This is a genomic window from Acinetobacter sp. neg1 (assembly GCF_000788125.1).
Taxonomy (GTDB): Bacteria; Pseudomonadota; Gammaproteobacteria; order Pseudomonadales; family Moraxellaceae; genus Acinetobacter; species Acinetobacter vivianii.
In genome coordinates this window covers 1,196,933-1,221,763 of sequence record NZ_JSZD01000006.1, presented here as the reverse complement: position 1 = coordinate 1,221,763, position 24,831 = coordinate 1,196,933, and the positions used below count along the sequence as shown (strand labels likewise).

Annotated in this window: 25 protein-coding genes and 1 other RNA gene; 17 read left to right on the top strand and 9 right to left on the bottom strand. The window is 42.0% G+C overall.

Annotation, left to right across the window (positions count from 1 at the left end):
- The 5 genes from PJ15_RS06740 to PJ15_RS06720 all read left to right on the top strand — a co-directional run.
- Positions 1–1,159 (top strand): YadA-like family protein (locus PJ15_RS06740; protein WP_047429102.1); only part of this gene is annotated, 1,159 nt, incomplete at its 5' end.
- A gap of 57 nt (positions 1,160–1,216) precedes the next feature.
- The gene (tpgA, locus tag PJ15_RS06735; RefSeq protein ID WP_047429100.1) at positions 1,217–2,008 is read left to right on the top strand and encodes a trimeric autotransporter adhesin/peptidogylcan-associated protein TpgA; all 792 of its coding nucleotides are present in this window, start codon (positions 1,217–1,219) and stop codon (positions 2,006–2,008) included.
- Between the two features lie 356 nt (positions 2,009–2,364).
- The gene (locus tag PJ15_RS06730; protein ID WP_004773777.1) at positions 2,365–2,565 is read left to right on the top strand and encodes a hypothetical protein; all 201 of its coding nucleotides are present in this window, start codon (positions 2,365–2,367) and stop codon (positions 2,563–2,565) included.
- Positions 2,566–2,849: 284 nt separating this feature from the next.
- Positions 2,850–4,088: a putative solute-binding protein gene (locus tag PJ15_RS06725; RefSeq protein ID WP_047429098.1), complete on the top strand. Its 1,239-nt coding sequence runs from the start codon at positions 2,850–2,852 to the stop codon at positions 4,086–4,088.
- Between the two features lie 88 nt (positions 4,089–4,176).
- On the top strand, positions 4,177–4,929 hold the full coding sequence (locus PJ15_RS06720; protein ID WP_047429097.1) for an NAD-dependent epimerase/dehydratase family protein: 753 nt from the start codon (positions 4,177–4,179) through the stop codon (positions 4,927–4,929).
- A gap of 10 nt (positions 4,930–4,939) precedes the next feature.
- Here PJ15_RS06720 and ssrS read toward each other — a convergent pair.
- The 3 genes from ssrS to PJ15_RS06710 form a co-directional block, all read right to left on the bottom strand.
- A non-coding RNA gene (ssrS, locus tag PJ15_RS18320) (6S RNA) lies at positions 4,940–5,121 on the bottom strand.
- Between the two features lie 90 nt (positions 5,122–5,211).
- Positions 5,212–5,499, bottom strand: coding sequence for a cell division protein ZapA (locus PJ15_RS06715; protein WP_005258901.1), 288 nt, complete (start codon positions 5,497–5,499; stop codon positions 5,212–5,214).
- Between the two features lie 2 nt (positions 5,500–5,501).
- A complete protein-coding gene (locus PJ15_RS06710) occupies positions 5,502–6,056 on the bottom strand; it encodes a hypothetical protein (protein ID WP_004773773.1) in 555 nt (184 codons plus the stop codon).
- Positions 6,057–6,122: 66 nt separating this feature from the next.
- Here PJ15_RS06710 and PJ15_RS06705 point away from each other — a divergent pair, with 66 nt between their 5' ends.
- From PJ15_RS06705 to PJ15_RS06685, 5 genes are all read left to right on the top strand, one after another.
- Positions 6,123–6,755 (top strand): UPF0149 family protein, encoded by a 633-nt coding sequence (locus PJ15_RS06705; protein WP_047429095.1) that lies wholly within the window; start codon positions 6,123–6,125, stop codon positions 6,753–6,755.
- A gap of 69 nt (positions 6,756–6,824) precedes the next feature.
- Positions 6,825–8,138, top strand: coding sequence for an aminopeptidase P N-terminal domain-containing protein (locus PJ15_RS06700; protein WP_047429093.1), 1,314 nt, complete (start codon positions 6,825–6,827; stop codon positions 8,136–8,138).
- Between the two features lie 185 nt (positions 8,139–8,323).
- Positions 8,324–9,535, top strand: coding sequence for a 2-octaprenyl-6-methoxyphenyl hydroxylase (gene ubiH, locus PJ15_RS06695; RefSeq protein WP_047429090.1), 1,212 nt, complete (start codon positions 8,324–8,326; stop codon positions 9,533–9,535).
- Entirely contained in the window at positions 9,532–10,764 is a 1,233-nt protein-coding gene (locus PJ15_RS06690; RefSeq protein ID WP_047429089.1) for an FAD-dependent monooxygenase, read from the top strand. The genes ubiH and PJ15_RS06690 overlap by 4 nt, the downstream gene beginning before the upstream one ends.
- A 174-nt stretch (positions 10,765–10,938) precedes the next feature.
- On the top strand, positions 10,939–11,187 hold the full coding sequence (locus PJ15_RS06685; protein ID WP_005258891.1) for a hypothetical protein: 249 nt from the start codon (positions 10,939–10,941) through the stop codon (positions 11,185–11,187).
- A gap of 25 nt (positions 11,188–11,212) precedes the next feature.
- On the opposite strand, the gene PJ15_RS06680 is transcribed toward PJ15_RS06685, so the two are convergent.
- Positions 11,213–11,662 carry a MerR family transcriptional regulator gene (locus tag PJ15_RS06680; RefSeq protein WP_047429087.1) on the bottom strand — a complete coding sequence of 150 codons (450 nt, stop codon included), beginning with the start codon at positions 11,660–11,662 and terminating at the stop codon, positions 11,213–11,215.
- 61 nt (positions 11,663–11,723) lie between these two features.
- Here PJ15_RS06680 and PJ15_RS06675 point away from each other — a divergent pair, with 61 nt between their 5' ends.
- A complete protein-coding gene (locus PJ15_RS06675; protein ID WP_047429085.1) occupies positions 11,724–12,365 on the top strand; it encodes a cation transporter in 642 nt (213 codons plus the stop codon).
- 63 nt (positions 12,366–12,428) lie between these two features.
- Here PJ15_RS06675 and rsmI read toward each other — a convergent pair whose 3' ends face one another.
- Positions 12,429–13,271 (bottom strand): 16S rRNA (cytidine(1402)-2'-O)-methyltransferase, encoded by an 843-nt coding sequence (rsmI, locus tag PJ15_RS06670; protein WP_005258885.1) that lies wholly within the window; start codon positions 13,269–13,271, stop codon positions 12,429–12,431.
- A gap of 16 nt (positions 13,272–13,287) precedes the next feature.
- Here rsmI and PJ15_RS06665 point away from each other — a divergent pair, with 16 nt between their 5' ends.
- From PJ15_RS06665 to PJ15_RS06650, 4 genes are all read left to right on the top strand, one after another.
- Positions 13,288–14,220 carry a penicillin-binding protein activator gene (locus PJ15_RS06665; protein WP_004773759.1) on the top strand — a complete coding sequence of 311 codons (933 nt, stop codon included), beginning with the start codon at positions 13,288–13,290 and terminating at the stop codon, positions 14,218–14,220.
- Between the two features lie 12 nt (positions 14,221–14,232).
- A complete protein-coding gene (locus tag PJ15_RS06660) occupies positions 14,233–14,640 on the top strand; it encodes a YraN family protein (protein WP_004773758.1) in 408 nt (135 codons plus the stop codon).
- A 65-nt stretch (positions 14,641–14,705) separates the two neighbouring features.
- Positions 14,706–15,416, top strand: a complete 711-nt coding sequence (locus PJ15_RS06655; RefSeq protein WP_004773756.1) for a BON domain-containing protein — start codon at positions 14,706–14,708, stop codon at positions 15,414–15,416.
- 3 nt (positions 15,417–15,419) lie between these two features.
- Positions 15,420–16,292, top strand: coding sequence for an alpha/beta hydrolase (locus PJ15_RS06650; RefSeq protein WP_047429082.1), 873 nt, complete (start codon positions 15,420–15,422; stop codon positions 16,290–16,292).
- A 72-nt stretch (positions 16,293–16,364) separates the two neighbouring features.
- Here PJ15_RS06650 and PJ15_RS06645 read toward each other — a convergent pair whose 3' ends face one another.
- Complete coding sequence (locus tag PJ15_RS06645) at positions 16,365–16,613, bottom strand: helix-turn-helix domain-containing protein (RefSeq protein WP_004773752.1); 249 nt, start codon at positions 16,611–16,613, stop codon at positions 16,365–16,367.
- A gap of 211 nt (positions 16,614–16,824) precedes the next feature.
- Between PJ15_RS06645 and PJ15_RS06640 the strand changes: the two genes are divergently transcribed.
- Positions 16,825–17,370, top strand: a complete 546-nt coding sequence (locus tag PJ15_RS06640) for a hypothetical protein (protein WP_047429080.1) — start codon at positions 16,825–16,827, stop codon at positions 17,368–17,370.
- On the opposite strand, the gene nudC is transcribed toward PJ15_RS06640, so the two are convergent.
- The 3 genes from nudC to dnaQ all read right to left on the bottom strand — a co-directional run bounded on the left by nudC (position 17,367) and on the right by dnaQ (position 21,244).
- On the bottom strand, positions 17,367–18,119 hold the full coding sequence (gene nudC, locus PJ15_RS06635; RefSeq protein WP_047429078.1) for an NAD(+) diphosphatase: 753 nt from the start codon (positions 18,117–18,119) through the stop codon (positions 17,367–17,369). The genes PJ15_RS06640 and nudC overlap by 4 nt on opposite strands.
- A complete protein-coding gene (locus PJ15_RS06630) occupies positions 18,119–19,765 on the bottom strand; it encodes a hypothetical protein (protein WP_047429077.1) in 1,647 nt (548 codons plus the stop codon). Before PJ15_RS06630 ends, nudC begins: the two co-directional genes overlap by 1 nt.
- Before the next feature lie 126 nt (positions 19,766–19,891).
- A complete protein-coding gene (dnaQ, locus tag PJ15_RS06625; protein WP_047429075.1) occupies positions 19,892–21,244 on the bottom strand; it encodes a DNA polymerase III subunit epsilon in 1,353 nt (450 codons plus the stop codon).
- A 330-nt stretch (positions 21,245–21,574) separates the two neighbouring features.
- On the opposite strand from dnaQ, the gene PJ15_RS06620 reads away from it, so the two are divergent.
- Positions 21,575–24,826 carry a lytic transglycosylase gene (locus tag PJ15_RS06620; protein WP_047429073.1) on the top strand — a complete coding sequence of 1,084 codons (3,252 nt, stop codon included), beginning with the start codon at positions 21,575–21,577 and terminating at the stop codon, positions 24,824–24,826.
- The last annotated feature ends 5 nt before the right edge of the window (positions 24,827–24,831 follow it).

The window sequence follows — 24,831 nt, the reverse complement described above, 5'->3', positions numbered from 1 at the left end:
AACAGCAGAAGACAAGACCAGCGGTGAGAACGTGATCACACGTACCACAGAAGATGGCATCAAGATTGAATTGTTGAAAGATGCGAAGTTCGACAGCATTACCACTGGCGATACTGTATTGAACAACAACGGCTTGGTCATTAAAAACGGCCCAAGCATTACTAAAGATGGCATCAACGCGGGTAATAAAACAATTACTAACGTTGCTGATGGCGTGAATGGTAAAGATGCAGTCAATGTTGACCAGTTGAATAAATTGAAAGATCAGATCGGTAAAGACATCGGTAATCTTTCAGATAACGCGGTTCAATATGACAAAGACAAAGATGGCAATGTTGATAAGAACTCAGTGACTTTAGGTGGTGGTGATAAGGGCACTAACTTGAAGAATGTTGCTGATGGTAAGGTTGAGAAAGATTCTAAAGATGCGGTGAATGGTGGTCAGTTGTGGGATGTCAAACAGAATGTTGACAAGAACACAAATGATATTCAGAACATCCAGAACAATATCAACAACATCAACAATGGTAAGTCTGGTCTTGTTCAGCAACAGGAGTCAAATGGCGAAATTACTGTTGGTAAAGATACTGGTGGTAAGAGCGTCAATATGGCTGGTAAAGATGGTGACCGCGTTGTTAAAGGTGTCGCAGATGGAACGATTGCAAAAGGTTCTAAAGATGCAGTGAATGGTGGTCAGATCCATAATATTTCTGACAGCATCAAGAACAGCATTGGCGGTAACACGACAGTCAATCCAGACGGTACGATCAAAACCAATAATATTGGTGGTACAGGCAAAGACACGATTCATGATGCGATTGGTACATTGAACCAGTCAAATCAGGAATTGGGTAACCGTATTACTAATCTTGGTGATCAGTTACAACAAGCGTTCTACGATACCAACCAACGTATTGATAGCGTAGAGAAAAAAGCCAATGCTGGTGTTGCAGCTGCGATGGCATTAGAAGCGGCTCCATTTGTTGCAGGTAAATATACCTATGCTGCGGGTGCTGCTTACCATGGTGGTGAAAACGCGGTCGGCGTAACTTTGCGTAAAACTTCTGATAATGGTCGCTGGTCAATTACCGGTGGTGTTGCAGCAGCATCTCAAGGTGATCCAAGCGTACGTATCGGTATCAGCGGTGTAATCAACTAAGAAACTGGCGGGGAGAGCGCATGCTCTCCTTACTCAACAAATGAAGAGAGTAATGAAATGAAAAAAACGATTCAATGCTTAGCAGTAGCAGCTCTTGCTGGTTTCTCAGTAGCGACTTATGCAGATGAAGATACAACTCCAGTTCAGCAAGAAGAAATCAAGTTTCCTGCGGTTGAAAAGAGTTATTTAAAACAGGTAAAACGTTATGAATATGACGATGTTGCCCGTTTAGATACAGGCTTAACCAAAGACCAGATTCGTCATTTATTGGGAAATCCTCAATTTAGCGAAGGCGTATTCTTTGTTAAGACCTGGAACTATGTTTTAGATATTCGCCAGCCGAATAGCCAAGACTATTTACGTTGCCAACTCCGCGTCGATTTTGACAAAAAATATTTGTCAGAACGATTGTCATGGAAAGGCGAAGCATGTGAAGGCTTAATGGCTTGGGGTGCAAATAATCAGGTGCCTAACGATGCAAACGTAAATACTGCACGTTCTGGCAGCGTATTCTTTGCCTTTGACCGTTTCAATGCCAATGCAATTGAACAAGGTTCGGCTTCGGTATCAGCGATTGCACAACGTATTAAACAAAGCAATGCAACAGGCCCAATCCTTGTCGCTGGCTTTGCGGATCCATTAGGGAAATTTGCTTATAACCATCAATTATCAGCCCAACGTGCCAATACAGTCGCGAAGTTGCTGGTAAATGAAGGTGTTGATGCAAACCGTATTCAAATTCAAGCAAATAGCCAGACTGACTTATATCAGCAATGTGCGGGTAATAAAGCCAACTCTAAACTTGTTGGTTGTTTGGCACCAAACCGACGCGTTAACGTAAGCTGGTAAGCCAGTTCATCTTAAAAAATGGCTGCTTTAAAGTGGCCATTTTTTTATGCCTTTATGAAATAAGGAATCTAAAATGCAGTTAAACCGATGCATAAAGTAAAAAAATATTTTGTATGAATTTTTACGAAAATCTAATTTTTTGTGAACTGTTAGACAAAATGTGTAATTTTGCTTAATAAGTGATCTAGAATGCAGCGCGTGAGATAACAGCTTTAGATGTCAATTATATGTATCTCAACCATTAAATAAGTATTTTTTAGCAGGAATGGTCTGCTTAGATTGACCATTTGCGGGGATGGAAGTTTAGCGACTTTAGAAAATACTTCACATTGCGATGACTTTTTAGAGAGAAAACGATGTTTGAGTCAAAAAATCTAATTGTTCTGGATCAAATGCTTGTCTTAAAAAAAGAAGGTAAACGTGATTTAGTCTATGAGAATGATACGCTTCTCAAGGTCAAAATGATTTCTAACCAGCATATTGTGGTAGAAGATGATGCTCAGACCAGCTTTTTATTAAAACCTCAGGATGAAAATGTGGTTTGGTCATTTATTTAATCTGAAATACCTTGGATAAGCTGCTCGTTTCCATGTCATAGAAAGCAGCTTATTCGGCATATTTCAGTTAATTCGGCTTTCTAGTAAAAATATCCGATAAACGTATTACGCCTTTTGTAACACCACATCCTTTAGTTGCTCAGCATCTTTTATGGCTAAAATGGGGCGGCTTGTTTATTTTGACTCAATTGACACGCACCGACCAAATACAGTCAATTCTATTTTTATCTTTTCTCCTTAACTTGAATAAAACTGTTGGGAAATAGCTAAAAATGGATCGGTCTATGCACAATAATAAATTTATCAAATTCACAAAATCCTTTTTGACTCACTGCGTTCTGGCAAGCTCGATATTGCTGATGAATACCACTTATGCAGCGCCAGAAGGAAAGCTGGATTTAACGCTGTCGACACATTCGCAGAATAAGATTAAACAACTGTTGAATGATCCAAAAACATGGCAGCAGATTCCCAAGCAAGTCACTTTATGTGTGTTTTCACCCAATGGTGAACATAGCGAGGCTTTTGAACAGGCCACTAGTTATATCACTGAAATCCCTCGTATGGTTCGTGTCGCGAAGCAATTCGGTGTCAATATGAATGTGACCCGACCTTCGCATCTGCAATTCAAACTGGATTTTGATTATCCTAAATTAAAAAAAGAAGCCTCAACTCTGGTTAATCTAAAGGTCTATACCAATGAAGCGGTGCTTACGGAAGATTTTCGTAGTAAGCGTTGTGATGGAGCGGGGATTAGTAACCTTCGAGCCAAACAGTTTAATAAATTTGTAGGCAGTATCGATGCGATTGGTGCATTACAAACTTATAAGCAGCTCAGTTCTGTGATTCAGGTTTTGGCTAATCCAAAATTCGATGAAAAGATGGTGAATAAAGATTATGAGGTAGTTGGTATCGTACCGTTGGGTGCGGCTTATATCATGGTGACTGATCGTAATATTAATACTTTGGCAAAAGCTGCTGGTAAGAAAGTAGCGGTATTCCAGTTCGATGAAACGCAAAAGAAACTAGTACAGAATGTTGGTGCGCAACCTGTATCTGTGGATTTGGTGACGGTAGGTGGAAAGTTTAATAATAAAGAAGTCGATATTATGGCTGGGCCAGCGATTTTATTTGAGCCATTGGAACTACAAAAAGGCATGACTGATAAATCAGGTAAAGCCGTTGGAGGCATCATTAAATTCCCTGTGATACAGGTCACAGGCACCCTGATTATGCATCGTAATAAATTTCCAGCAGGGATGGGCTCTATTGCACGTGAAGTGATTTCCAAACAGCTGAATCCAGCCTTTGAATTTGTAGACAATATTGAAGCCAAGATCCCTGACAAGTTTTGGTTAAAACTGAATGAAAGTGATAAGCCTGGCTATGTGCGCTTGATGCGTGAAGCGCGGATTCAAATGACCAAAGAAGGCTTTTACGACAAGGATATGATGAAGTTATTGAAACAGGTACGTTGTTCACAAGAGCCAAGCAATTATGAATGTGCTTTGAAAGATGAGTGATTAAGCTCAATTAAAGTGATGCCCGTATAGAATAGTGTCGAAAATATCGGCATTATTTTGTCAGCTCATCGATTAAGCAACTTTTTAAATGAAAAATAATCATTCTGATCGACCAATTGTCTTTGTTGCTGGGGCAACAGGTGCAATCGGCTATAAACTTTGTCTTATTCTCAAGCAAAAGGGCTTTAATGTTTATGGTTTGACTCGCTCAGCTGACAAGGCAAAGTTTCTTCAAGCAATCGGTGTTCATCCGAGGATTGCAGATATTTTTGATGCGGAAAGGATTAAAGAAATAATAAGTGAAGTTGCGCCAGATGTGGTGATTCATCAACTCACAGATTTACCTTATGGTTTACAGCCAGATTTAATGGAACAAGCACGCATTAGAAATGCAAAAATTAGAAAAGTAGGAACTTACAATCTTATTCAGGCTTTAACAAACAAGTCCTGTAACTTAATTGCCCAAAGCATCGCTTTTGCTTATGTGCTAGATCAGCCTTACTATGATGAACAAACAGAATTAGACCTAGATTCAGTCAATCCTGTATCGAAGTTGAATGCTGAGAGTATTTACGCATTAGAGCAACAGGTTCTTGGCTATGGATTGAACAGTGTGATTCTGAGATATGCAAAACTGTATGGGAGTGCGACAGGATGTAGTGCTGCTCAGCTATGTAAAGTCCACGTCGATGCCGCTGCATATGCTGCTTATTTAGCGATTGAAAAGGGCGAGGGGATTTATCAAATTGTTGAAGATGAACAATTATATTTGAATGAAAAAGCCAAAAGAGAGTTGGGGTTTAATCCAGATTATCGTTTTTATATGAACATAAGTCATTGAATACTTAAAATAATGCTCCAGAGGTGCCGCTGCATGGTCGTTACCCTGAACCCGATGAGTTCAAGGTGGAGGTGACGCGTACTTAACGGGTTTCCTACTCGAGGCAGGCATACACTCAAAATACACAGAACACATCCATAAATTTAAGTATCGGCAGGGGAATAGACGTACTGGCGAACACCCTAGAGACAGTTTTAGTATAACTGATCTTTACACGATGACAATCCTTGCAAGGCAGTTATCTGTAAAGATACTTACTAATTGATGGGGCTTTGTGCAATTTTACTCAACAATTTGTTCGACATCTTCCAAAATGGTTTGGAGTAGATGTTCGCAGTGTGCATATTCCTGTAAAGACTTATTCAGGCTAAATACTTCCTGCGCCATTTGTAGCGCCACCATAATCACAAGTTTGTTATGTTCTACACGCGGTGCATTACGACGCATATCATGAAACTTCTGATTCAATAATTCAGCGGCGCGTTCCAGTTCTTCACGTTTATCTTCAGTCGTGTTTAAACGAAAAGTCTGTTCAATTAAGCGAAGTTCGACAACGATTGATTCACTCATGATCAGGTCTCCTCGTGTGTTTCAGCATTTGGATGGGCGAGTTGCTGAATTTCTTGTGCATGTTGATCTTGGGCGGTACCTAAAATAGAAAGACGCTGGATAATGGCTTCCACTTTAGATTTTGCAAGTTCATTTTTTTGCAACAAACGATCACGATCCTGTTGTAAATCCTGAATTTCTTGTTGGCTATGACGTTGCTGTGCTTGTAATTTTTCTTTGTTCACACGCAAGTCATTACGCTCAGCCAGGATTTCCTGAAAGCGATTTTTTAAATCAGTGGTGCTTTTCTCTAAACGGCTATAACGTTCCGCTAAAGTTGTTGCATCTTGATTCAGTTGTTTAAATTGATCTTGTAACTGAGTCAGTTGTTCAGTTAAGTTATCAACTTCTTCCTGCTTTTGCGTGATGATGCTATTTTTCTGCACAACTTGTGCATGATGGTCAGTTTCAGCTAATTGTTTAGCTTCAGTGAGCGATGTATTTTCTCGCTCAAAGTGATGTAGGCGTGTTTTTAAAACACCAATATGCGCTTGTAGACGCTGTAATTGTTCTAACATAACGAAGGTCGCACAGAGTTGCAATCAAAGGTAATATATACAGCAGTATAGAGATTGGATAAACGAATGCAAGACGATATTTCAGGTTGGACGGAATGGAATGCCCATTTTGATGGGATTGAAGAAATTTCAAGTCCAAGTGAGTTACATGGTTTACTCACTGGTATAGTTTGTGTGACACAAGCGCCAACCGCAGATGAATGGTCACAAATCTTAAACACCCTTAATGTACCTGCTTTACAGCCAGAAGCACTGGAAAGTTTGACAGATGAAGCAGAAGATGTGGCGCATGCTTTATCTGATGATGAATTAGACTATTTACCAATGCTCCCAGATGACAATCATTTGCTGGTTGATCGTGTTCAGGCATTGGCTGACTGGTGTGCAGGGGTTGTACTTGGTTTTGGTTTGGCTTCAGGTCATATTCGTGGCGAGGAGCAAGAGCTGATTGAACATTTACAAGATGTTGCAGCGGTTGAGTTTGAAGACTCTGACAATGATGAAGAAGGCGAAGAAAGCTATCAGGAATTGTACGAATTTGTACGCTTGATTCCAGTGAGCCTGTCGATTGGCCGTACCAAGATTCCTGTTGCTGAAAGTTCTTTGTTACAAAACTTTCATGCTAAAAGCAGAAACTCGGATAACCCAGCTGATCCGCAAACCGTGGTAGAAATGTTTACCCCACATCGTCCGAGTTAACTCGGGCGGTGCCTTAAACTTTTATAAATAAAGATACTTACAATTATTCATCTTCATTAGAAGGACAATATGAAATTAAGTCAGGCCGATTTTAAACTACGTCGTGATCTTCTTGCTCAACAGATAGGTAGCAATAGTATTGCCATTATTGCGACGCGAGCAGAAATGTATCGTAACCGCGATGCGGATTATAAATATCGTGCAGACAGTAGTTTTTATTATCTGACTGGATTTGCAGAGCCAGAAGCGGTTGCCGTGATCGAAACCTTTGAAGAAGGTGAGGAATATAGCTATAGCTTATTCTGCCGCGAACGTAATCGTGAAATGGAAATCTGGAATGGCTATCGTGCAGGTATTGATGGGGCGATTGAAATTTATGATGCAGATGAAGCTTATGCAATTGATCTACTTGATGAAGAAATCATCGACAAATTATTGAATAAACAACGTCTTTACTATCGTATTGGACAGAATGCTGAGTTTGATGCGCGTGTCAGCCAGTGGATTCAGAAGGCGGATGCACATCGTGGGGGTACTGCGCCAGCAGAAGTAGTGCAACTTGATCGTATTGTTGATGAAATGCGTTTGAAAAAATCGGCACAAGAAATTGAGCTGATGCAGATTGCATCGAATATCAGTGCTGAAGCGCATACCCGTGCCATGCAAATGGTTAAACCTGAGATGATGGAATACGCGCTTGAAGCGGAACTCAATTATATCTTTGGTAAAAACGGCTGCGTGCCAGCCTATAACAGTATTGTAGGCGGCGGTGAAAATGCCTGTATTTTGCACTATGTTGAAAATAACCAGCCGTTAAAAGATGGTGATTTAGTGCTGATTGATGCAGCATGTGAATATGAGTTCTATGCATCGGACATTACTCGTACATTCCCTGTAAATGGTAAATTCAGCCCTGAACAAAAAGCGTTATACAACGTGGTTCTTGACGCTCAGCTGGCTGCGATTGATGCAACCCGTATCGGCAATCCTTATAAATATCCGCATGAAGTGGCTGTGAAGATTTTAACTCAAGGTCTGGTTGATCTTGGTTTAATGAGTGGCAATGTGGATGAGCTGGTTGAAAGCGAAGCATTCCGTCAATTCTTTATGCATGGTACAGGGCATTGGCTTGGTATGGATGTGCATGATGTCGGTACCTATAAAAATGGCGAAGACTGGCGTGTTTATGAAGCTGGTATGGTTGTAACCGTTGAGCCAGGTTTATATGTGGCACCTGATGATGAAACGGTCGATGCAAAATGGCGTGGTATCGGGATTCGTATCGAGGACGATATTGTGGTCACTGAAAATGGCCCATTGGTTCTAACCAAAAATGTGGTGAAAACTGTTGAAGAGATTGAAAGCTTGATGGCGAACCATTAAGTTGAGATTTAAAAAAAGGCTTATCGATAGATAGGCCTTTTTATTTGCTTTGATGTTCAAAACAAACTTTTGAATATATTTTAAAAACATAGACCAAACAAAGTACAAATTCCCTTCCTGATTTGAGTTAGAGTAAGATAGGTCCCGAAACATCAAGTCATGAAAAACTGATAAGGAATAATATTATGCAGCAACAAGTCATCATTGTCGGTGGAGGTATGGTTGGACTCAGCCTTGCTTTAATGTTGGCAAAATCTAATATCGCAGTAAAGCTATTAGAAGCTGTGAAATATCCGAATTACGATGACGAAAATGTTGCCCCTTATCATTCCAGTTTTGATGCGCGTAATACCGCCTTGTCACGTCGTAGTGTACAGATTTATCAAAAGTTAGGTCTGTGGGATGCCTTGCAGCAACATGCCACGCCGATCTTGCAGGTGCATATTACTGAGCAGGGCAGTTTTGGTAAGGCACGCCTCGTCGCTGAACAAGAAAAAGTAGAAAGCTTTGGGCAAGTGATTGAGAATGCATGGTTAGGCCGTGTATTGCTAACCCAAGTGCGTCAACAGCCGTTGATTGAGTTGATTGATGGTGTACAAGTGACTTCACTCACGCAAAATGAGAATGAGGTACACATCGAAGCGATGCGCAATGGTGAATATATCCATTCCTTAAAATCCAAGTTGGTGATTGCTGCCGATGGTCGTGATTCTTTCTGCCGACAAGCGATTGGGATAGGTGTGGATGAGCATGATTATGACCAAGTGGCGATTGTGACTACCGTACAAACTTCTAAACCGCACCAGCACGTTGGTTTTGAGCGTTTTAGTGCATTAGGGCCATTGGCACTCTTACCTTTACCGGGTGAATATCGTCGTTCGGTGGTATGGCCTGTGAAGAAGGGCACTGAAGCAGAATGGTTAGGTGAAGAGAACGACCAGCACTTTCTTGATGCTTTACAGGAAACTTATGGCGATCGTGCTGGGAAATTTGAAAAAACGGGTAAGCGTTTTAGCTATCCATTGGCACAAGTGTTGGCGCATAAGCAGGCCGTTGGGCGTGTGGTGCTCATGGGTAATGCGGCACATACGATTCATCCTGTTGCAGGACAAGGTTTTAACCTGTGCTTGCGTGATGCGGATGTGCTGGTTCGTTTCTTGATGGAACAATTGGCGAAGTCCCATGATATTGGTGCGCCTGAAAATTTATTGGCCTATGAACAATCCCGTTTAAAGGATCAACAACGTGTGATCAAGTTCTGTGATTCGGTGGTGCGTGGTTTTAGTAATCAGAATCCAATCCTTAAATTATTACGCAATACGGGACTGATTGCATTTGATGTAATTCCAGGCGTTAAGCCTCTGGTTGCCAATTATGCGATGGGACTAAAAGCATGAGCGAAATCTTAGATGTTGTCATCGTCGGTGGTGGTCTGGTTGGTGGGCTAACTGCTTTATTGTTGGCACAAGGGGGTGTGCAAGCGACGGTATTGGATGCTGCGCCTGTACTTGATCAAGACAAAACACTGGCAGTAATGAATCCACGGGTATTGGCACTCAGTCAGGCAACCATACATCTGCTTAAAACCGTCGATGTTTGGGATGATTTAGCACGTCAAATGCCTTATTCAGGCATGCAAGTCTGGAATAAAAATGGCTATGGCGAAATTAATTTTGGACATGCTTCTGAGCAGCCACCCCAGTCAGATCAAGCATTGGGTTCAATGGTCGAACCGAGTGTCTTGAATGTTGCCATTCAACAGAAAATGTTGCAGCAGCTCAACGATTACCGTACTCAAGTCAAGGTGATTCGGATTGAACAGATTCCACAAGGCTGGTCGATTCAACTGGCGGATGGCACAACATTAAAAACAAAGTTGCTCATTGGTGCGGATGGTGCGAACTCTTTTGTACGAGAGCAAGCCTATATCGATTTAGATGTTTTGGATTACAAACAGGCTGCCATCAGTTGTGCGATTAAAACCACACAGCCTAATCAATATGTTGCTCGCCAGATTTTCTTGCCGACAGGCCCATTGGCTTATTTGCCGATGGCCAGTCTGGATGCGCAGGAAAATGGTTACTGGCAGTCGATTGTCTGGACATTGCCCGATGATTATGCGGATGAATATTCGGCGCTTACTGATCAGGAATTTATGCAATTGCTGACTCAGGAAAGTTTACAGATGCTGGGTGAGGTGGTTGAAGTACGTTCCAGAGCACAATTCCCACTGAAAGCACGCGCAGCGCAACGTTATATTAAATCGGGGCTGGCATTGATTGGTGATGCAGCACATGTGATTCATCCTCTAGCAGGACAAGGCGTGAATATTGGTTGTCTGGATGCCGCCGTACTTTGTGATGTCTTACTACATGATTTAAAACGTGGTGCATGGGCCAATGAGCAAACCTTGCTGCGTTACGAGCACCAGCGTAAAGGCCAGAATGATGCGATGATGCATAGCATGTCTGCGATTGGCTGGCTGGAAAGTTCAGAGCTATTCCCGTTTGTGTGGGCACGAAATTTTGGTCTTAAACAGGTGGAACAGTTCGACTGGTTCAAAGATCGTTTTATGCAGCAGGCGAACGGATTAGGTGCGTTGAAACACACACAATATGCGTGCTAAAAAATAGTAGATATTTTTTAAACAATCATTTATAAATCAGAGTGAATTTGGTCGTAAAAAATACGATTTAATCAAGATTGTACTTTGCGAATTGACGAGAGCTTGCTAAATTTCACCAAGTTCTGATGACCAAATAGCGATGATGAGAAATTTAGTCATTGTGGGGAGATTAATATGACGGAAATGAATGATTACGACGAAAACACAGAAGATTCTGCTGTAGACGACGAAGAGGCGAAAGCCGCAGAAACTGGTGCAGATAGCGAAGAGTCGAGCGCCAATGATGCCGATCTTGCCGAAGCAGAAACGTTAACGGTGACTGCAAAGCAGAAACAACGTCAGGCTTTAGAAGATGAAGTGGCTGCGTTTCTTGCACGTGGTGGACGCATTACCGAAGTCCCACCAGATGAACATCAAGATTAAGTCGAATAAAGACATCAAAAAAGCATCACGATTGTGGTGCTTTTTTGTGTTGATGTGATTCATGTTCACATTCGAGTGGTTGATGTAGTTCTTTTAAAATTCCACATTGTTCAATGGTACGGTGTTGAGAGCATTGTTGTTTTAAATGCGTTAGATCCTGCTTGAGATGTTCCAGGTTTCGAATCTTCTGAGAAACCTCGGCAAGATATTGATCAATCAGATGATCGACTTCCATACAGGTTTGATTCGGGTTCTCTGACATATCCTTGAGCTTTTGAATATCCTGTAAGGTAATGCCCAGTTCACGGCAATGCTTTAGAAACAGGAGTTCTGACAGCATCTGTTCAGAATAATGTCGATAATTGCCCGCCGTGCGTTTAGCTTTCTCAAGCAGCCCAATTTTTTCATAATAACGAATCGTATCCACAGATACGCCAGACTTTTTTGCCAATTGCCCAATTGTAAAATGTATCATGCTTGACTCTGGAGTTACTCTAGGGTTTTAAATCACTATAAAAGATTAAGTGAGAAAAGTCATGGCAGGATGTGGATGCAACACAACATGTTCACCAACACAAAAGATTAGCCCGAAGTTTCGTAGAGCTTTGTGGATCGCGCTCGTTCTAAATGCGCTGATGTTCTTTGTGGAAATTATTGGTGGTTCACATGCACGCTCTGTATCGTTATGGGCCGATGCGTTAGATTTTGCAGGTGATGCGGCTAACTATGCCATCTCATTGGCAGTGCTATCTATGACCCTGTATTGGCGCGCGACCGCAGCTTTAGTCAAAGGTATCACCATGGCGGTATTTGGTATTTTTGTGATTGTTAAAGTGTTTTGGTCATGGTGGCTGGGTGTTACACCTGAACCAATGCTCATGGGGGCCATTGGTGTACTTGCACTGGCGGTGAATGTGGTTTCTGCACTCCTGCTTTATGCATTCCGTGATGGTGATGCCAATATGCGTTCAGTGTGGTTGTGCAGCCGTAATGATGCGATTGCCAATATCGCAATTATTATTGCAGCTGTCGGCGTTTTTGGAACAGGAACCATGTTTCCCGATTTACTGGTCGCTTTTGTGATTGCTTATCTTGGTGTGTCTTCGGGGCTGAGCGTGATTAAACAGGCGAGGGCGGAAAGAAAAATGGATCAAGCTAATATCATGACTAAGGCTTAAAATATATTGTTCTTATTGCATATTTAAATGATAAGGGGAGATTATAAAATCTCCCCTTATGTTTTATTCATTATTTTGGGTGAGTTCCAAAGCGCGCTGATAAGCCACTTTCTTTTTAATGCCGGTCAAATCCGCAGCCAGTTGCGATGCCGCTTTGACTGATAAATCTTGTAATAAGCGTTTTAACAACTCATCCAGTTTATCCTGTTCCATGTCTTTTTCTGCCGATGCACCGCCGACCACCACCACGATTTCACCTTTTTCTTGGTTGTGATCATTTTCAATAAAAGTGACCAGTTCTTTTAAGGTCATTTTCTTGATGGTTTCAAATGTCTTGGTAATTTCACGTGCAAAACCAACAGGACGATCTTCACCAAAGACCTGAACCATATCTTGAATACACGCCAGAATACGGTGGGGTGCTTCATAGAAAATCAGGGTCTGGGTTTCATCTTTGAGTTTTTCAAGCTGGCCAATTCGTTGTGATGCCTTGGATGGCAAGAAGCCTTCAAAGCTAAAACGGTCACTTGGTAAACCCACCGCACTTAATGCGGCAATTGCAGCACAGGCACCAGGCACAGGAATTACGCGAATGCCGTGTTCTTGTGCAGCACGAACTAGTTTAAAACCAGGATCGCTAATCAGGGGCGTTCCAGCATCACTAATTAAGGCAACACTCTCACCATTTAGCATTTTTTGGAGAAGTTGATCAATTTTGTTACTTTCGTTGTGATCATGACACGCTGTTAGCGGAGTTGAGATATTATAGTGTTTGAATAATTGAGCAGATTGACGAGTGTCTTCTGCGGCAACCACCGAAACGGATTTTAATATATCAATTGCACGAAAGGTCATGTCATCTAAGTGCCCAATCGGGGTTGCTACAACAAATAATTGAGCACTCATAAAAGGTAACTCCCTAATGTATTACAAAAAATATTGGCTGCTACTCAGTTTGGCAGCAATTGTGAGTCCAGTTTATGCGGACGTACTGGTGATTCTACCTGAATCTGGTGCGATGGCGCGAGCTGGTCAGAGCATCAAACGCGGTTTCTTGAGTGCTTATACAGCATCTGGTAGCAAAGAAAAAATCATTTTTGTAGATTCCGCAAAAAATAACATCGATACGATTTTCAAAAAGCGGGTTAATAATAAAACTCGTTTGATTGTTGGCCCATTGGCTCGGCCTGATATTGAAAATGTGATGCAGCGTAATCCAGCGATCCCAGTATTGGCATTGAATGATATGAACTCCCAAGCCACCAATGTCTGGCAGTTCAGTCTGGCCAAGCAGCATGATGCAGTGGCGCTGAATCAATTATTGAAAAAAGACAAAATTAAAAAGCTGCTGGTGGTGCGTCAGGCAGGCACAGAGTCGGCAACAGAGCTATTTATGATGGCATTGATGTCTGAGTTTGGTTCAGATATTCATGTGGTCAATGAAGTCCCTAAAAAACTGTCACGTCGAGAAGGGCTGTTATTGCTCGGTGATCATCAATGGCTAGAACAATTGGGAACACTGCCAGAAAAGAATATTTATGCGACAGCACTGAGTATTGAGCAGGATAAACCGATTCCTACAGGATTAAGCTTCTGTGATACGCCTGCTTTATATAATGGGCATTGGGCTGATGTTGTCAAAGCTTATAAAGAGCAACCTGAAAATATGGCTTTCCAGCGTTTACTGGCTTTCGGTGGAGATGCCTGGACCATCAGTCAGCAATTTCTCAGCAGTCCTGACCGCAAGTTTAATTTTGAAGGTCGTACTGGGGCAATTGAGGTGAAGGACGGTAAAATTTACCGACAACCGTATTGTTATCAACAGCAGAAAAATGGCATTCAGGTGTTGAAATAAGTTGACCGATCTATGCAACAGTCATTTCAGGATTTAGGGCAATGGGCTGAACAGACAGCGCTTGCCTTTTTACAATCACATGATTATGAATGCGTAACGCAAAATTATCATTCACGTTATGGCGAAATTGATCTTATTGTCCAGCGCCAGCAGGAGCTGGTCTTTGTTGAAGTCAAAGCCAGATCGGCTGGAAGTTATGCCGAAGCATGTGAGGTCATTTCCCCAACTCAACAGCGAAAAATTATTAAAACTGCACAGCTATTTTTACAGAAATATCCTAAATATTATGACTTTGATTGCCGTTTTGATGTGATTTGTTTTGATTTTCCACAGAAAATTGCAAAAACAGTACAACCAGATTTTTCAAAATTGCAGTATGATCAGCAATGGATTGAACATGCATTTACTTTAGATGGGTGAATGTACGGTCTAAAGCTAAATATTGAAATTGAACAAATTTGTTTGTAGTTAGGGAGTCTTGCCAAGTGTTAAAACGTTTAACGATTACGTTGCTTTGCGCTGCAAGTTTATCGGGATGTGCGAGTTTTATTTCTGGTGGTACGGGAACGTCGCCAGTTGGAACAAATAGTGGTGAACGTAGTCTAGGGCAGATTTTTATTGATTCTTCAATCAAGCGTACTGCAAATATCAATTTGTATAAATTAGACCACCGTTTTAAACAGTCACGTATCAACATTGAAAGTTTTCACAGCAATGTTTTATTGACAGGACAAGTGCCTGATCCATATTTGAAACAGCTGGCTGAAGACAACTTGCGCTCAATGACGGATGTTAAAGCAGTACACAACTATATTACGGTGGGCGACAAAGTTGGCTACAACACTATCATGCAAGATGCGACGGTGACTGCAAATACTCGTGGCTTGTTAATGAAAGCGCCAGTGGTATCGGACAGTAAAGTACTGGTACATACAGAAAATGGTGTGCTGTATGTGATGGGGCGTTTAAATACAGCTGAATCACGAGATTTGGATGACGTCTTACAAAAAGTTGGAAATGTGACTAAAATTGTGACGCTCATTGACAATGTGGACCAGCCTTCAGGTACTGTAGCGAGTTCAACAGCAGCAGCCCCAATGGTGGGTACTGCGACGACACAGCCCTTAGTTGAGACACCTGTTGCAATTGACCCAGATCAGGCGGACCCTGCGACCATTACTCCAACTAATCCTTAATTTATGAAGCAACTCATCCAACAAGTACAAGAAAATGTCATCAAGGCGAAAACGTTATATCAGGAGTTTCGCCTTTATGATTTTGCCAGTTATTCAATTAACTATTTAACGCCTAAAGATACTTTTGAAAAAGAAGAGCATCTAGCCTATGGGCTCAAAGCAAGACAGCGTCTGGATCTGTATCGGACTAAAAATCCGAAAAAGCAAAGACCCTTGATTGTATTTGTACATGGCGGTTCTTGGCAACATGGCAATAAGCGTGATTATTTATTTGTTGGAGAAAGCTTTGCCAGAGAAGGCTATGATGTGGTGGTGATTAATTATCATCTTGCACCAGCGCATATCTTTCCCACCTTTATTGATGATATTGCGCAAGCGATTCATTACCTGAGTCAGAATCAGGACAAACTCAATATTTCGACAGATAACATCATATTGATGGGCCACTCAGCGGGTGCTTTTAATGTAATGTCTGTAGTTTATTCAGCTTATTCACAAAGTTTTAAATATAAAGACAAGATCCGTGCAATTGTTGGCATGGCTGGCCCTTATCATTTCGATTATAAGGGTGACCCGCTGGCAGAGCATGCCTTTGATCAGAAAGTGTCGTATCAGCAAGTCATGCCTTATTACTTTATTGAGCCGAACCAGATTAAGCATTATTTATTGATGGCTGAACAGGATCAGCTGGTTGGTAAAGAAAATAGCTTTGATCTGGATAAAGCATTAAGAGAAAAGGGCAATCATAGTCATATCGCCGTGATTCCAAAGACAGGGCACATTACGATTGTGGCGACACTCGCAAGTTTAATGAGCCATTATTTTAAAACCAAACGTACAATTCTGCATTTTCTGGATGAGGCGTTAGAGCCTTAATAAACATCTTGCTCTGATTGATCCATTCGGATTGTGAAGGCAGATTGCTGAGAGATCAGTGATCTGCCTTTTTTAATTTGATTGCATGGCATCAAGAATGAGATGAATCCCTGTTTGCGGATCAATGCTCAAGGCTGTGCAATACCAGACATATTCCACCACATCCAGTCGCCGTTCACCTTGCTCTACTTTTTGTACATACGAGTGTGGCTTAGCCATGCGCGATGCTAATTCGCGCATAGTCAATTGTTGCATTTTGCGCTGCTGCTTAAGCCAATGGCACAAAATGTTCATTTCATCGGTATGAATGCTACTTGTCATTGTACCTATTTATGGTAAATTGACTTAATTACCCAAAATAGGTACAAATCTGGTGTTGGGTAATGCATGAAAAAATCTGAATATGTGTGATAGATCAATAAAAAATTAAATACTTTGAGGGTGATTCAATGTTGTGCAGCAGGTACAAAAAATCGCAATTAAGGCGAGTTTTCTTATTGCTAAATAGGAATGTGAAAGCAGGTGCAATTGAATGGAGGATATGAATTGCAACAGCGATATAAAACATTGGGCACAAGCATTGATGAGAGAGGATCCGATCCTGAATGTCTTGTTTTTACCGCCACAACCACTTGAACCGGAAATATTTCCTCCAGAAGTGGTGCCTGCAACCTTGGCAAATCTATTTCATTTTCTGATCCGTAATGAAGATGGACAATGTGAGACGACACTTGCCCCAGTCATTCAATCTTTATTTAGCCATTATCCCGATGCCCAGCAAAAGCTGGTTCAACGTATACTTCAATCCAGATCTGGAATGATGTTGAAACTTATTGCTTCACAACTGGTGAGTATTTCACAGCTACTGGATCAGCAGACGCATGAGTGGTTAATTCAACAAACGCTGAGCCTGATGTTCTATCGGCAATGGACAGATGAGCAGGTACATGAGGTGCTGAATCACTTATCTCAAGCATTGAATATTGATTCAGCACGGATGCAGGCGATTATTGCAGGGCTCAAGGGCATTCGTGGATCAGACAATACTGATAAACATCAATCCAATGAAAGGATTTAGGCCACCTTTTTGTTTTCGATCATTTGCATAATCATGTTATGCGCAATACTGCCTTTAAAGGGAATTTCTGGCAGTTGATCGAATTTAAAAAACTGTGCATCACTAATTTCTTCAAGCTGGAGCTGGATCTCACCAGATTCGTATTCAGCATGAAAGGCAATCATCAAGTTACTTGGAAAGGGCCAAGGCTGGCTCGACATATAGCGGATATTTTTCAGTTTCAGTCCGACTTCTTCAAATGCTTCGCGTTGTACGGCTTCTTCCAAAGTTTCGCCGACTTCAACAAAACCTGCGATCAGTCCATACATATTGGTTTTATTGTGCGCTGACTTGGCCAGCAGGACTTCATCATTGCCTTTGGTGATAATGGTAATGATGCACGGTTGAACACGCGGATATTGATGATAAGCACAAGCAGGGCAAATCATTGCATATTCTTTAGGATGTACTTCGGTTGCATGACCGCAGTGACTACAGAATTTGTGATTGCGTCGCCATTCCAGCAATTGAACTGCACGGCTGGCTTGCAAGAAATCACTACTTGACCAACTTTGAATAAGTTCCCGAATCGGAATGAGTTGGTAGCCTTCAGGAATAGCTTCATCTTCAAGAAGATCACGTGCGATGACGTGATCATTCTGATGGATGGGGAGGTCACTTGCTAACTTTTCAACCTTTGGCAGTTGAAAGTTTTCGTCTACTAAAAGTTTTTGGTGTTGAAAAATATAAGCAAGTGATAGTTGAGTCATTATGCGGCTTTAGATTGTAATTGCTGACTGTTTGATAATGCCACATCAAACATAGATTGCAAGACTGGTTGCTTGTTCTTCAAGTTATCAACCAGTAAATCCAAGCCTGCCACAACATTTAAAATACAATTGATTTCTTCCGCAGAGAACGCCTGATTTTGTGCCAGACGATGCTGAGCGAATTGTGCTGCACCCACCAAAGCATTTTGTTGTGCTGAGCTACCGAGGAACAGGGCCGCACCAGCAAGCTCTTTCAAATAGCCTGGCAAAGCCTCTAGACTATGTGCGCTAGGATCTTGCACGTAGAGACTTAAAGTCTGGGTTAAGGTTTCTACCAGCGTTTTTGTTTCAGTCAATAATGCCTGATGCGCTTCATCTAAACGATCCAGCGAGATCTGCATATTATTGACGCGTAACTGTAAACGGCTCGAAGTGTAATTACGTTCTAGAATGCCAATAGAGTTCATTGACGCCAAGATACTGTTCATGAGCTGCTGCACCGAAGTTGCATCAGTTAAGGTATTTGGCAAACTCAGTTTTTCAGCTTGCTGAGTTAACTCTCGTGCAGCTTCATTGAGATTCAATACCTTGAAAACATTGCAAAGTTGAGTCAGTTTTTGCTGAATTTCCTGTGTCTTTTCAGGTGACATATTTTGATGGTTATATTCAATTTCATTACGAATCTGAACCATCTCATTGGTCATTAACTGGCTAATGGTGTGCACTGTTTCATAGTCAGGGCCATATAAATGACGGCTCAGAACTTGAAGCTGAGTGTCGCTAAGTAATTCATCACCAATATTTAACTGTTCACGAATATGTTCAGACACTTCATCTTCCTGACTGATACAGATGCATAAAATGTCTGCCAGATCAGCAATGCTATTCTTGAAAATAGTTGGCTGTGCCAGAAATTTACCGATATTGGTTTCAATTTGAATCAAAGTACGTAAACGTGCTTCGGTAATCGAAAGTTCATCAATGTGACCTAAGCCAACGTTGACCAGTTGCCAGTACTGCTGACTTGGTTGGCCTGCCGCTAAACCAGCAAGATAAACACCTACTAATTTAATGCCTTGCAGGTCAAGCGCTGTTTCTGATTGTTTAATCAGTTTGTTTAGACAAAGCTTATATAGCTGATGAATATATTGCGATTGTTCCAGATTCGGTGCCTGAGGCAAATTAAAACTTGGCGTAATAAACTCAAGTAATGGTTGAACCGTCTGGCCTTCTTTGGTTAGTGGGCGGCCTAATGCTTTTTCTAAACGGTTAAGTGTATCTAGCAAGAATTGCGGCACTTTTACTTCGCGTAAGCAGATAAACTCAATATAACGCTTCAGCATGGTTGTGCCTTCGCTTAGAGCAACCACATCACTGGTCTGAACCTGTTGAGGTTGAGCCATGATTTTACGCATCAACTCAGCAGAGTATTGAGTAATTTGTGATAAGTGAGGCATATCAATCAGAGCAAGTACTTGCGTACATTGTTCAAACTGGTTGAGCGCATCATCAATCCCGAATGGTAAGGCTTGTTCTTCGGCAAGGGTATTGACTGCTGTTTCTACCAATTTAATCGAGTTATCGATCTCATTTTTTATTATTAATAATGCCGTTGGGTCGAAGTGAATCGAGGTTTGGTAAGACATATGACCTACACCTTTCCTGAGTTGTTATATCCATGGGCCTTCTGTTGAGAAGGCCTAAATCTTTAATAGTTAATATAACGTAAGTTTTAAAACTTGAAATACAAAAAATTACATTGAGCAGTAAATTTATTTTGCGAAAAGGCAAGGCTCTCCATGTTTTTGTTCATATTGTTTGACCCAAGTCTCATGTTCATTTAATTCATGTTCCGAAGGTTCGATGATGGGTAAATCAACCTGCACACGTTGACGTGTTGTTTTATTCTGATTTTTTTCGGTCTGAGAGAGGGCATCCATATCAAAAGACACTTGCCCACCCGTCATGGCAAGATAAACATCAGCCAGAATCTCGGCATCGAGTAATGCACCGTGGAAGGTACGATCTCGTGCTGGAATTTCATAACGGCGAACTAACGCATCCAATGAGTTCTTCTGTCCCGGGTGCTTGTTCTTGGCAAGTGCCAGCGTATCGGTCACTTCACACACATCTGAGAGTGGCGGGAGGCCAACCCGTTTGAACTCGGTATCAAGGAAGTTCATATCGAAGGTTGCGTTATGCGCGATAATTTCAGCGCCTTTTAAATAGGCAAATAAAGTATCGGCAATCTCGGCGTATTTCGGTTTGTCCTTTAAAAAGTCATCGCTAATACCGTGGACATTTTCAGAGTCGCCAACCGGTTTTTCTGGATTGATATAAATATGAATCGAGCTGCCCGTAAGTTTACGGTTGATCATTTCAATCGCACCGACCTCAATAATACGATCGCCATCCTGAAAGTAAAAACCTGTGGTCTCCGTATCCAGAATAAGCTGACGTGGGCCTTGCAGCTTTAATTTTGCTTCAGTCACAACAATGTGCGGATGTTGACTAGAAACAACGGGTGCTGGAGACATTTCTTCTGTAGTCTCGATTTCATCAGCAACATTATTTTCAGTTTCTTCGATCATCTCAACATCATCCACATCTGCATCCATATCTAAGCCAAAAGGATCATTTAAGAGCCAATCAGCTTCAGGCTTTTTTGTATCAGCGTTAGCCTGTGTTGTATTTTTTAATTGTTGAGCCGTTTGTTCTGCACCTAAATTTGCTAGTTGGTCGGCCATTTCATTGCCTTCATGACCGGCATGACCTTTGATCCAGTTCCACTCAATGTTTCGGTTGGCACAGACGGCATCCAGTTTTTGCCATAAATCTGGATTTTTAACATCTTTCCAGTTTTTCTTTTTCCAGCCATGAATCCATTCGGTGATGCCTTGTTTTACATAGTTGGAATCTGTCCAGATAATGAGATGGGCATCTACAGGACAAAAGGAAACCCCTTCGATTGCTGCTTGCAGTTCCATGCGGTTATTGGTTGTTTGAGGTTCGCCGCCACAAAGTTTGTGCTCACCTTGTTCGGTAATGACATACGCACCCCAACCACCGAGACCTGGGTTTCCTTTGCATGCGCCATCAACGTAAAGCGTGATTGTTTGTGACATATCTGAACCTGAACAATAAAATAAACAGCGTGAAAAATTTGAGTATTTAGAATCCGAAAAAGAAGGCTAATCTTCAATTGCGAATTAAGCAAATCAACCAGAACCCAGATTTCTATTTGAGTTCAGGTCATTTGAGAATTTTAGCATCCCCATGCGCCAAGGGGTATTGTAAAGCCAAATTCTGTTTTTGAACGTTACAAAACTCATCTTTTTTAATTTCTTGTAACATTTCCATGCAAATCACGTTAAATTATTACCTTGTCTAAGTGACATGCTTTAATACAATGGCAAATCTAAAGTAAAACTAGCGTGAGTTGACTGGAAGTTTTTATGTATAAATCGGGCAAATTGGTGTGGCAAACATCTGCAACATCATTATTCAAAATCACTGTACTCACTTCTGCTCTAGCCGCGTTGGGAATTACCACGGGTTGTTCTTCAACACCTCAATCAGGAAAAACATCATCTTCTAAACAGGCGGGTTCGGGTTATCTGGACGCAAGCAGTTTAGACTCACTGGAAGACTTACTTTCTGCTACCGATATGCGTGCGGTGGAAGGGGACCGTTTACTGGTACTCAAACACGGTGATGTGTGGAAACGCATGACAGTCGGTTTCAAGATGGACTTGAATCATTGGGATTCCCGTATTGAAGCGCAACGTAGCTGGTTTATTTCACGTCAACCTTATTTAGACCGTTTGAGCGCCCGTGCCAGTCGTTATTTATATCACACAGTAAAAGAAGCAGAACGTCGCGGTATGCCGACCGAGCTGGCTTTACTTCCGATTATTGAAAGTTCTTACGATCCTGCAGCGACCAGTAGTGCAGCAGCAGCAGGTTTATGGCAGTTTATTCCAAGTACGGGACGTATTTATGGTTTGCAACAAACCAGCCTGTATGATGGTCGCCGTGATGTCGTAGAGTCAACGCGTGCCGCTTATGAGTTTTTTGGAAGCTTGTATAACCAGTTTGGTTCATGGGAACTCGCGCTTGCTGCCTATAATGCAGGCCCAGGTCGTATTCAGCAGGCGATTAACCGTAACCGTGCTGCGGGTCTACCAACTGATTATTGGTCATTAAAACTTCCACAAGAAACCATGAACTATGTGCCGCGTTTCTTAGCGGTTGCCCAAATTATTAAAAATCCAGGTGCTTATGGCGTGAGTTTACCGCCGATCGCCAACCGTCCTCACTTCCGTGAAGTAAGTTTATCGACGCCACTTGAGTTAAACCAGATTGCTTCGATTACAGGTTTGAGCCGTGCTGAGCTGTATGCATTGAACCCAGGCTATCGTGGTGAAATGGTTGATCCACTCAGCCCGATGCGAATTTTAATTCCTGCGGATTTAAGCCCATCAATTGATGCTAAATTACGTTCTGGCAAATCAAGTTCAGGTGGTTTCTGGGCAAGCAACAAAACGCCACCGCCAATGGCAAACAATTCGTCGAGTACATCAACCACCATTCGTACCACAACAAATACAGCGCAAACGGTGAGTCCATCGACCAAGACATCGCCGAATTTAACAGCAAGTAATACAACGCGTACCACGACACCAACGATCCCAAAGACTAAAGTGAATACGCCTAGAGGCTCTGATGCGCTGGCTTCATTTGCAGCAGCGGCAGATGTTCCAAGTGCACCACGTATTCCAGTGGCAATTACACCTGCTACCAATATTAAACCTGTGAAAACAGAGCCACCGATTTCTGCGCAAGAGCGTGAGAAAATCACGGCTGCAATCAAGGAAGAAGGCAAAAAGGAAACTGTTGCTCAAGCTTTAGAGCCACAAGCCACTCAGGCTGAGCGTGATCAGGTCGTTGCTGAAATTAAGGCAATTGCACCGAAAGGTACCGAGATTGTTGATCCATTTGATGGCAAGATTAAACTGACTGCGATTCAAACCAGCCAGTCCGTGGCCGATGAGAAAGGTCAGGAAGTCAGCAAGGGCTTTGCTTATCCAAAAAATCTGGTTGAAGATAGTGCCACAGCAAATAGTGAAGACGCTAAACGTAACCAAGGCAAGCCTTATATCAAGACGGATACCGATGTTGTCGTGACCGCGCCGAAAGGCAAACGTAGTACCTATGTGGTACAACCAGGAGATACCTTAGCGGTTATTGCCCAAAAAAATGGCGTGAACTGGCGCGATATCGCCCAGTGGAACCAGATTGATCCAAACGGAACTTTATTTGTTGGCGCAAGTTTGTATTTATACAATGCCAAACCACAAGCAGAAGCTCCAAAAGCAGCAGAGAAACCTGAGAGCTATGTGGTGCAATCAGGTGATAGCTTAACCAATCTGGCTTCACGTTTTGATTTAAGCCTGAAGCAGCTCGCTGATTATAATAATCTGTCTGTGACCGATGGTTTATTCGTTGGGCAACGACTTACGCTGATTGAGCCTAAAAATAATTCACGTACCGCACAGCAAAGTACCCGTAATAATGAGACAAAAGCGGCCGCAACATCTAAGGTTGCAACAAAATCTTATACGGTTAAACGTGGCGAATACTTGAAACTGATTGCTGATCGTTATGCATTGTCAAATCAGGAATTAGCTTCTTTAACCTCGGGTTTAACTGCGGGCAGTAGTCTATTTGTGGGACAGAAAATCAATGTTCCATTGCATGAAGTTTCTCAAACAGAAGAAGCTGCTGAGCCTGCTAAAAATACCGTTAAATACGAAAATGTAACTGCATCGACCAGTTATAAAACTGAAAATTATACTGTGCAACGTGGTGATACTTTATCCAGTATTGCAACCAAGTCAAAGATCAGCTTGAGCGAGTTGGCTGAGCTCAACAATTTGAAGTCAAATAGCGGTGTTCGTTTAGGTCAAAGCTTAAAAATTCCAGCAGGTTCAACAGTCCCTGATCAGTATGTGGTTCAGTCGGGTGATAGCCTGAATGCGATTGCTGCCAAGTATAATCTGCAATTGAGCTATGTTGCTGACTTGAATGGTCTGGAACGAACTGCGGGCGTACGGGTAGGTCAACGTTTGAAATTAACAGGCGATGTTCCTGCAAAAACGGCGACCAGTAGCAATACAAAATCGAGAGAAGACAGCACACCAGAAGTCTATACTGTGAAGTCGGGTGATACTTTAGGCAACATTGCAAACCGCTATAATTTACAGCTGGATTATGTGGCAGGCTTAAATGGCTTAACCCGTACCAGTAACGTGCGTATCGGTCAGCGTTTGAAATTGACAGGCGATGCGCCTAAAGCTGAAACAGCAAGTGCCGATACAGCGCCTAAGGCCGCAGCATCAAGCCGTAATACCGAACGCTATAGTGTAAAAGCAGGCGAGTCTCTGAATAGTATTGCCAATCGTTTTGGTATGTCGGGTCGTGAGTTGGCAGATTTAAATAATCTGAAAGCCAATGCCAGTTTGCAACGTGGACAAAATATCTTAGTTCCGAAAACCATTGCTGAGTATAAAGTTAAACGTGGCGATACGCTGATTGGTTTAGCAAGTCGTTATGGCATGGAAACCAACGCATTGGCAGAAATGAATGACTTAACCCCAAGCACACAATTACGCATTGGTGATGTGATTAAAGTTCCTAGCCTGTAATTCAG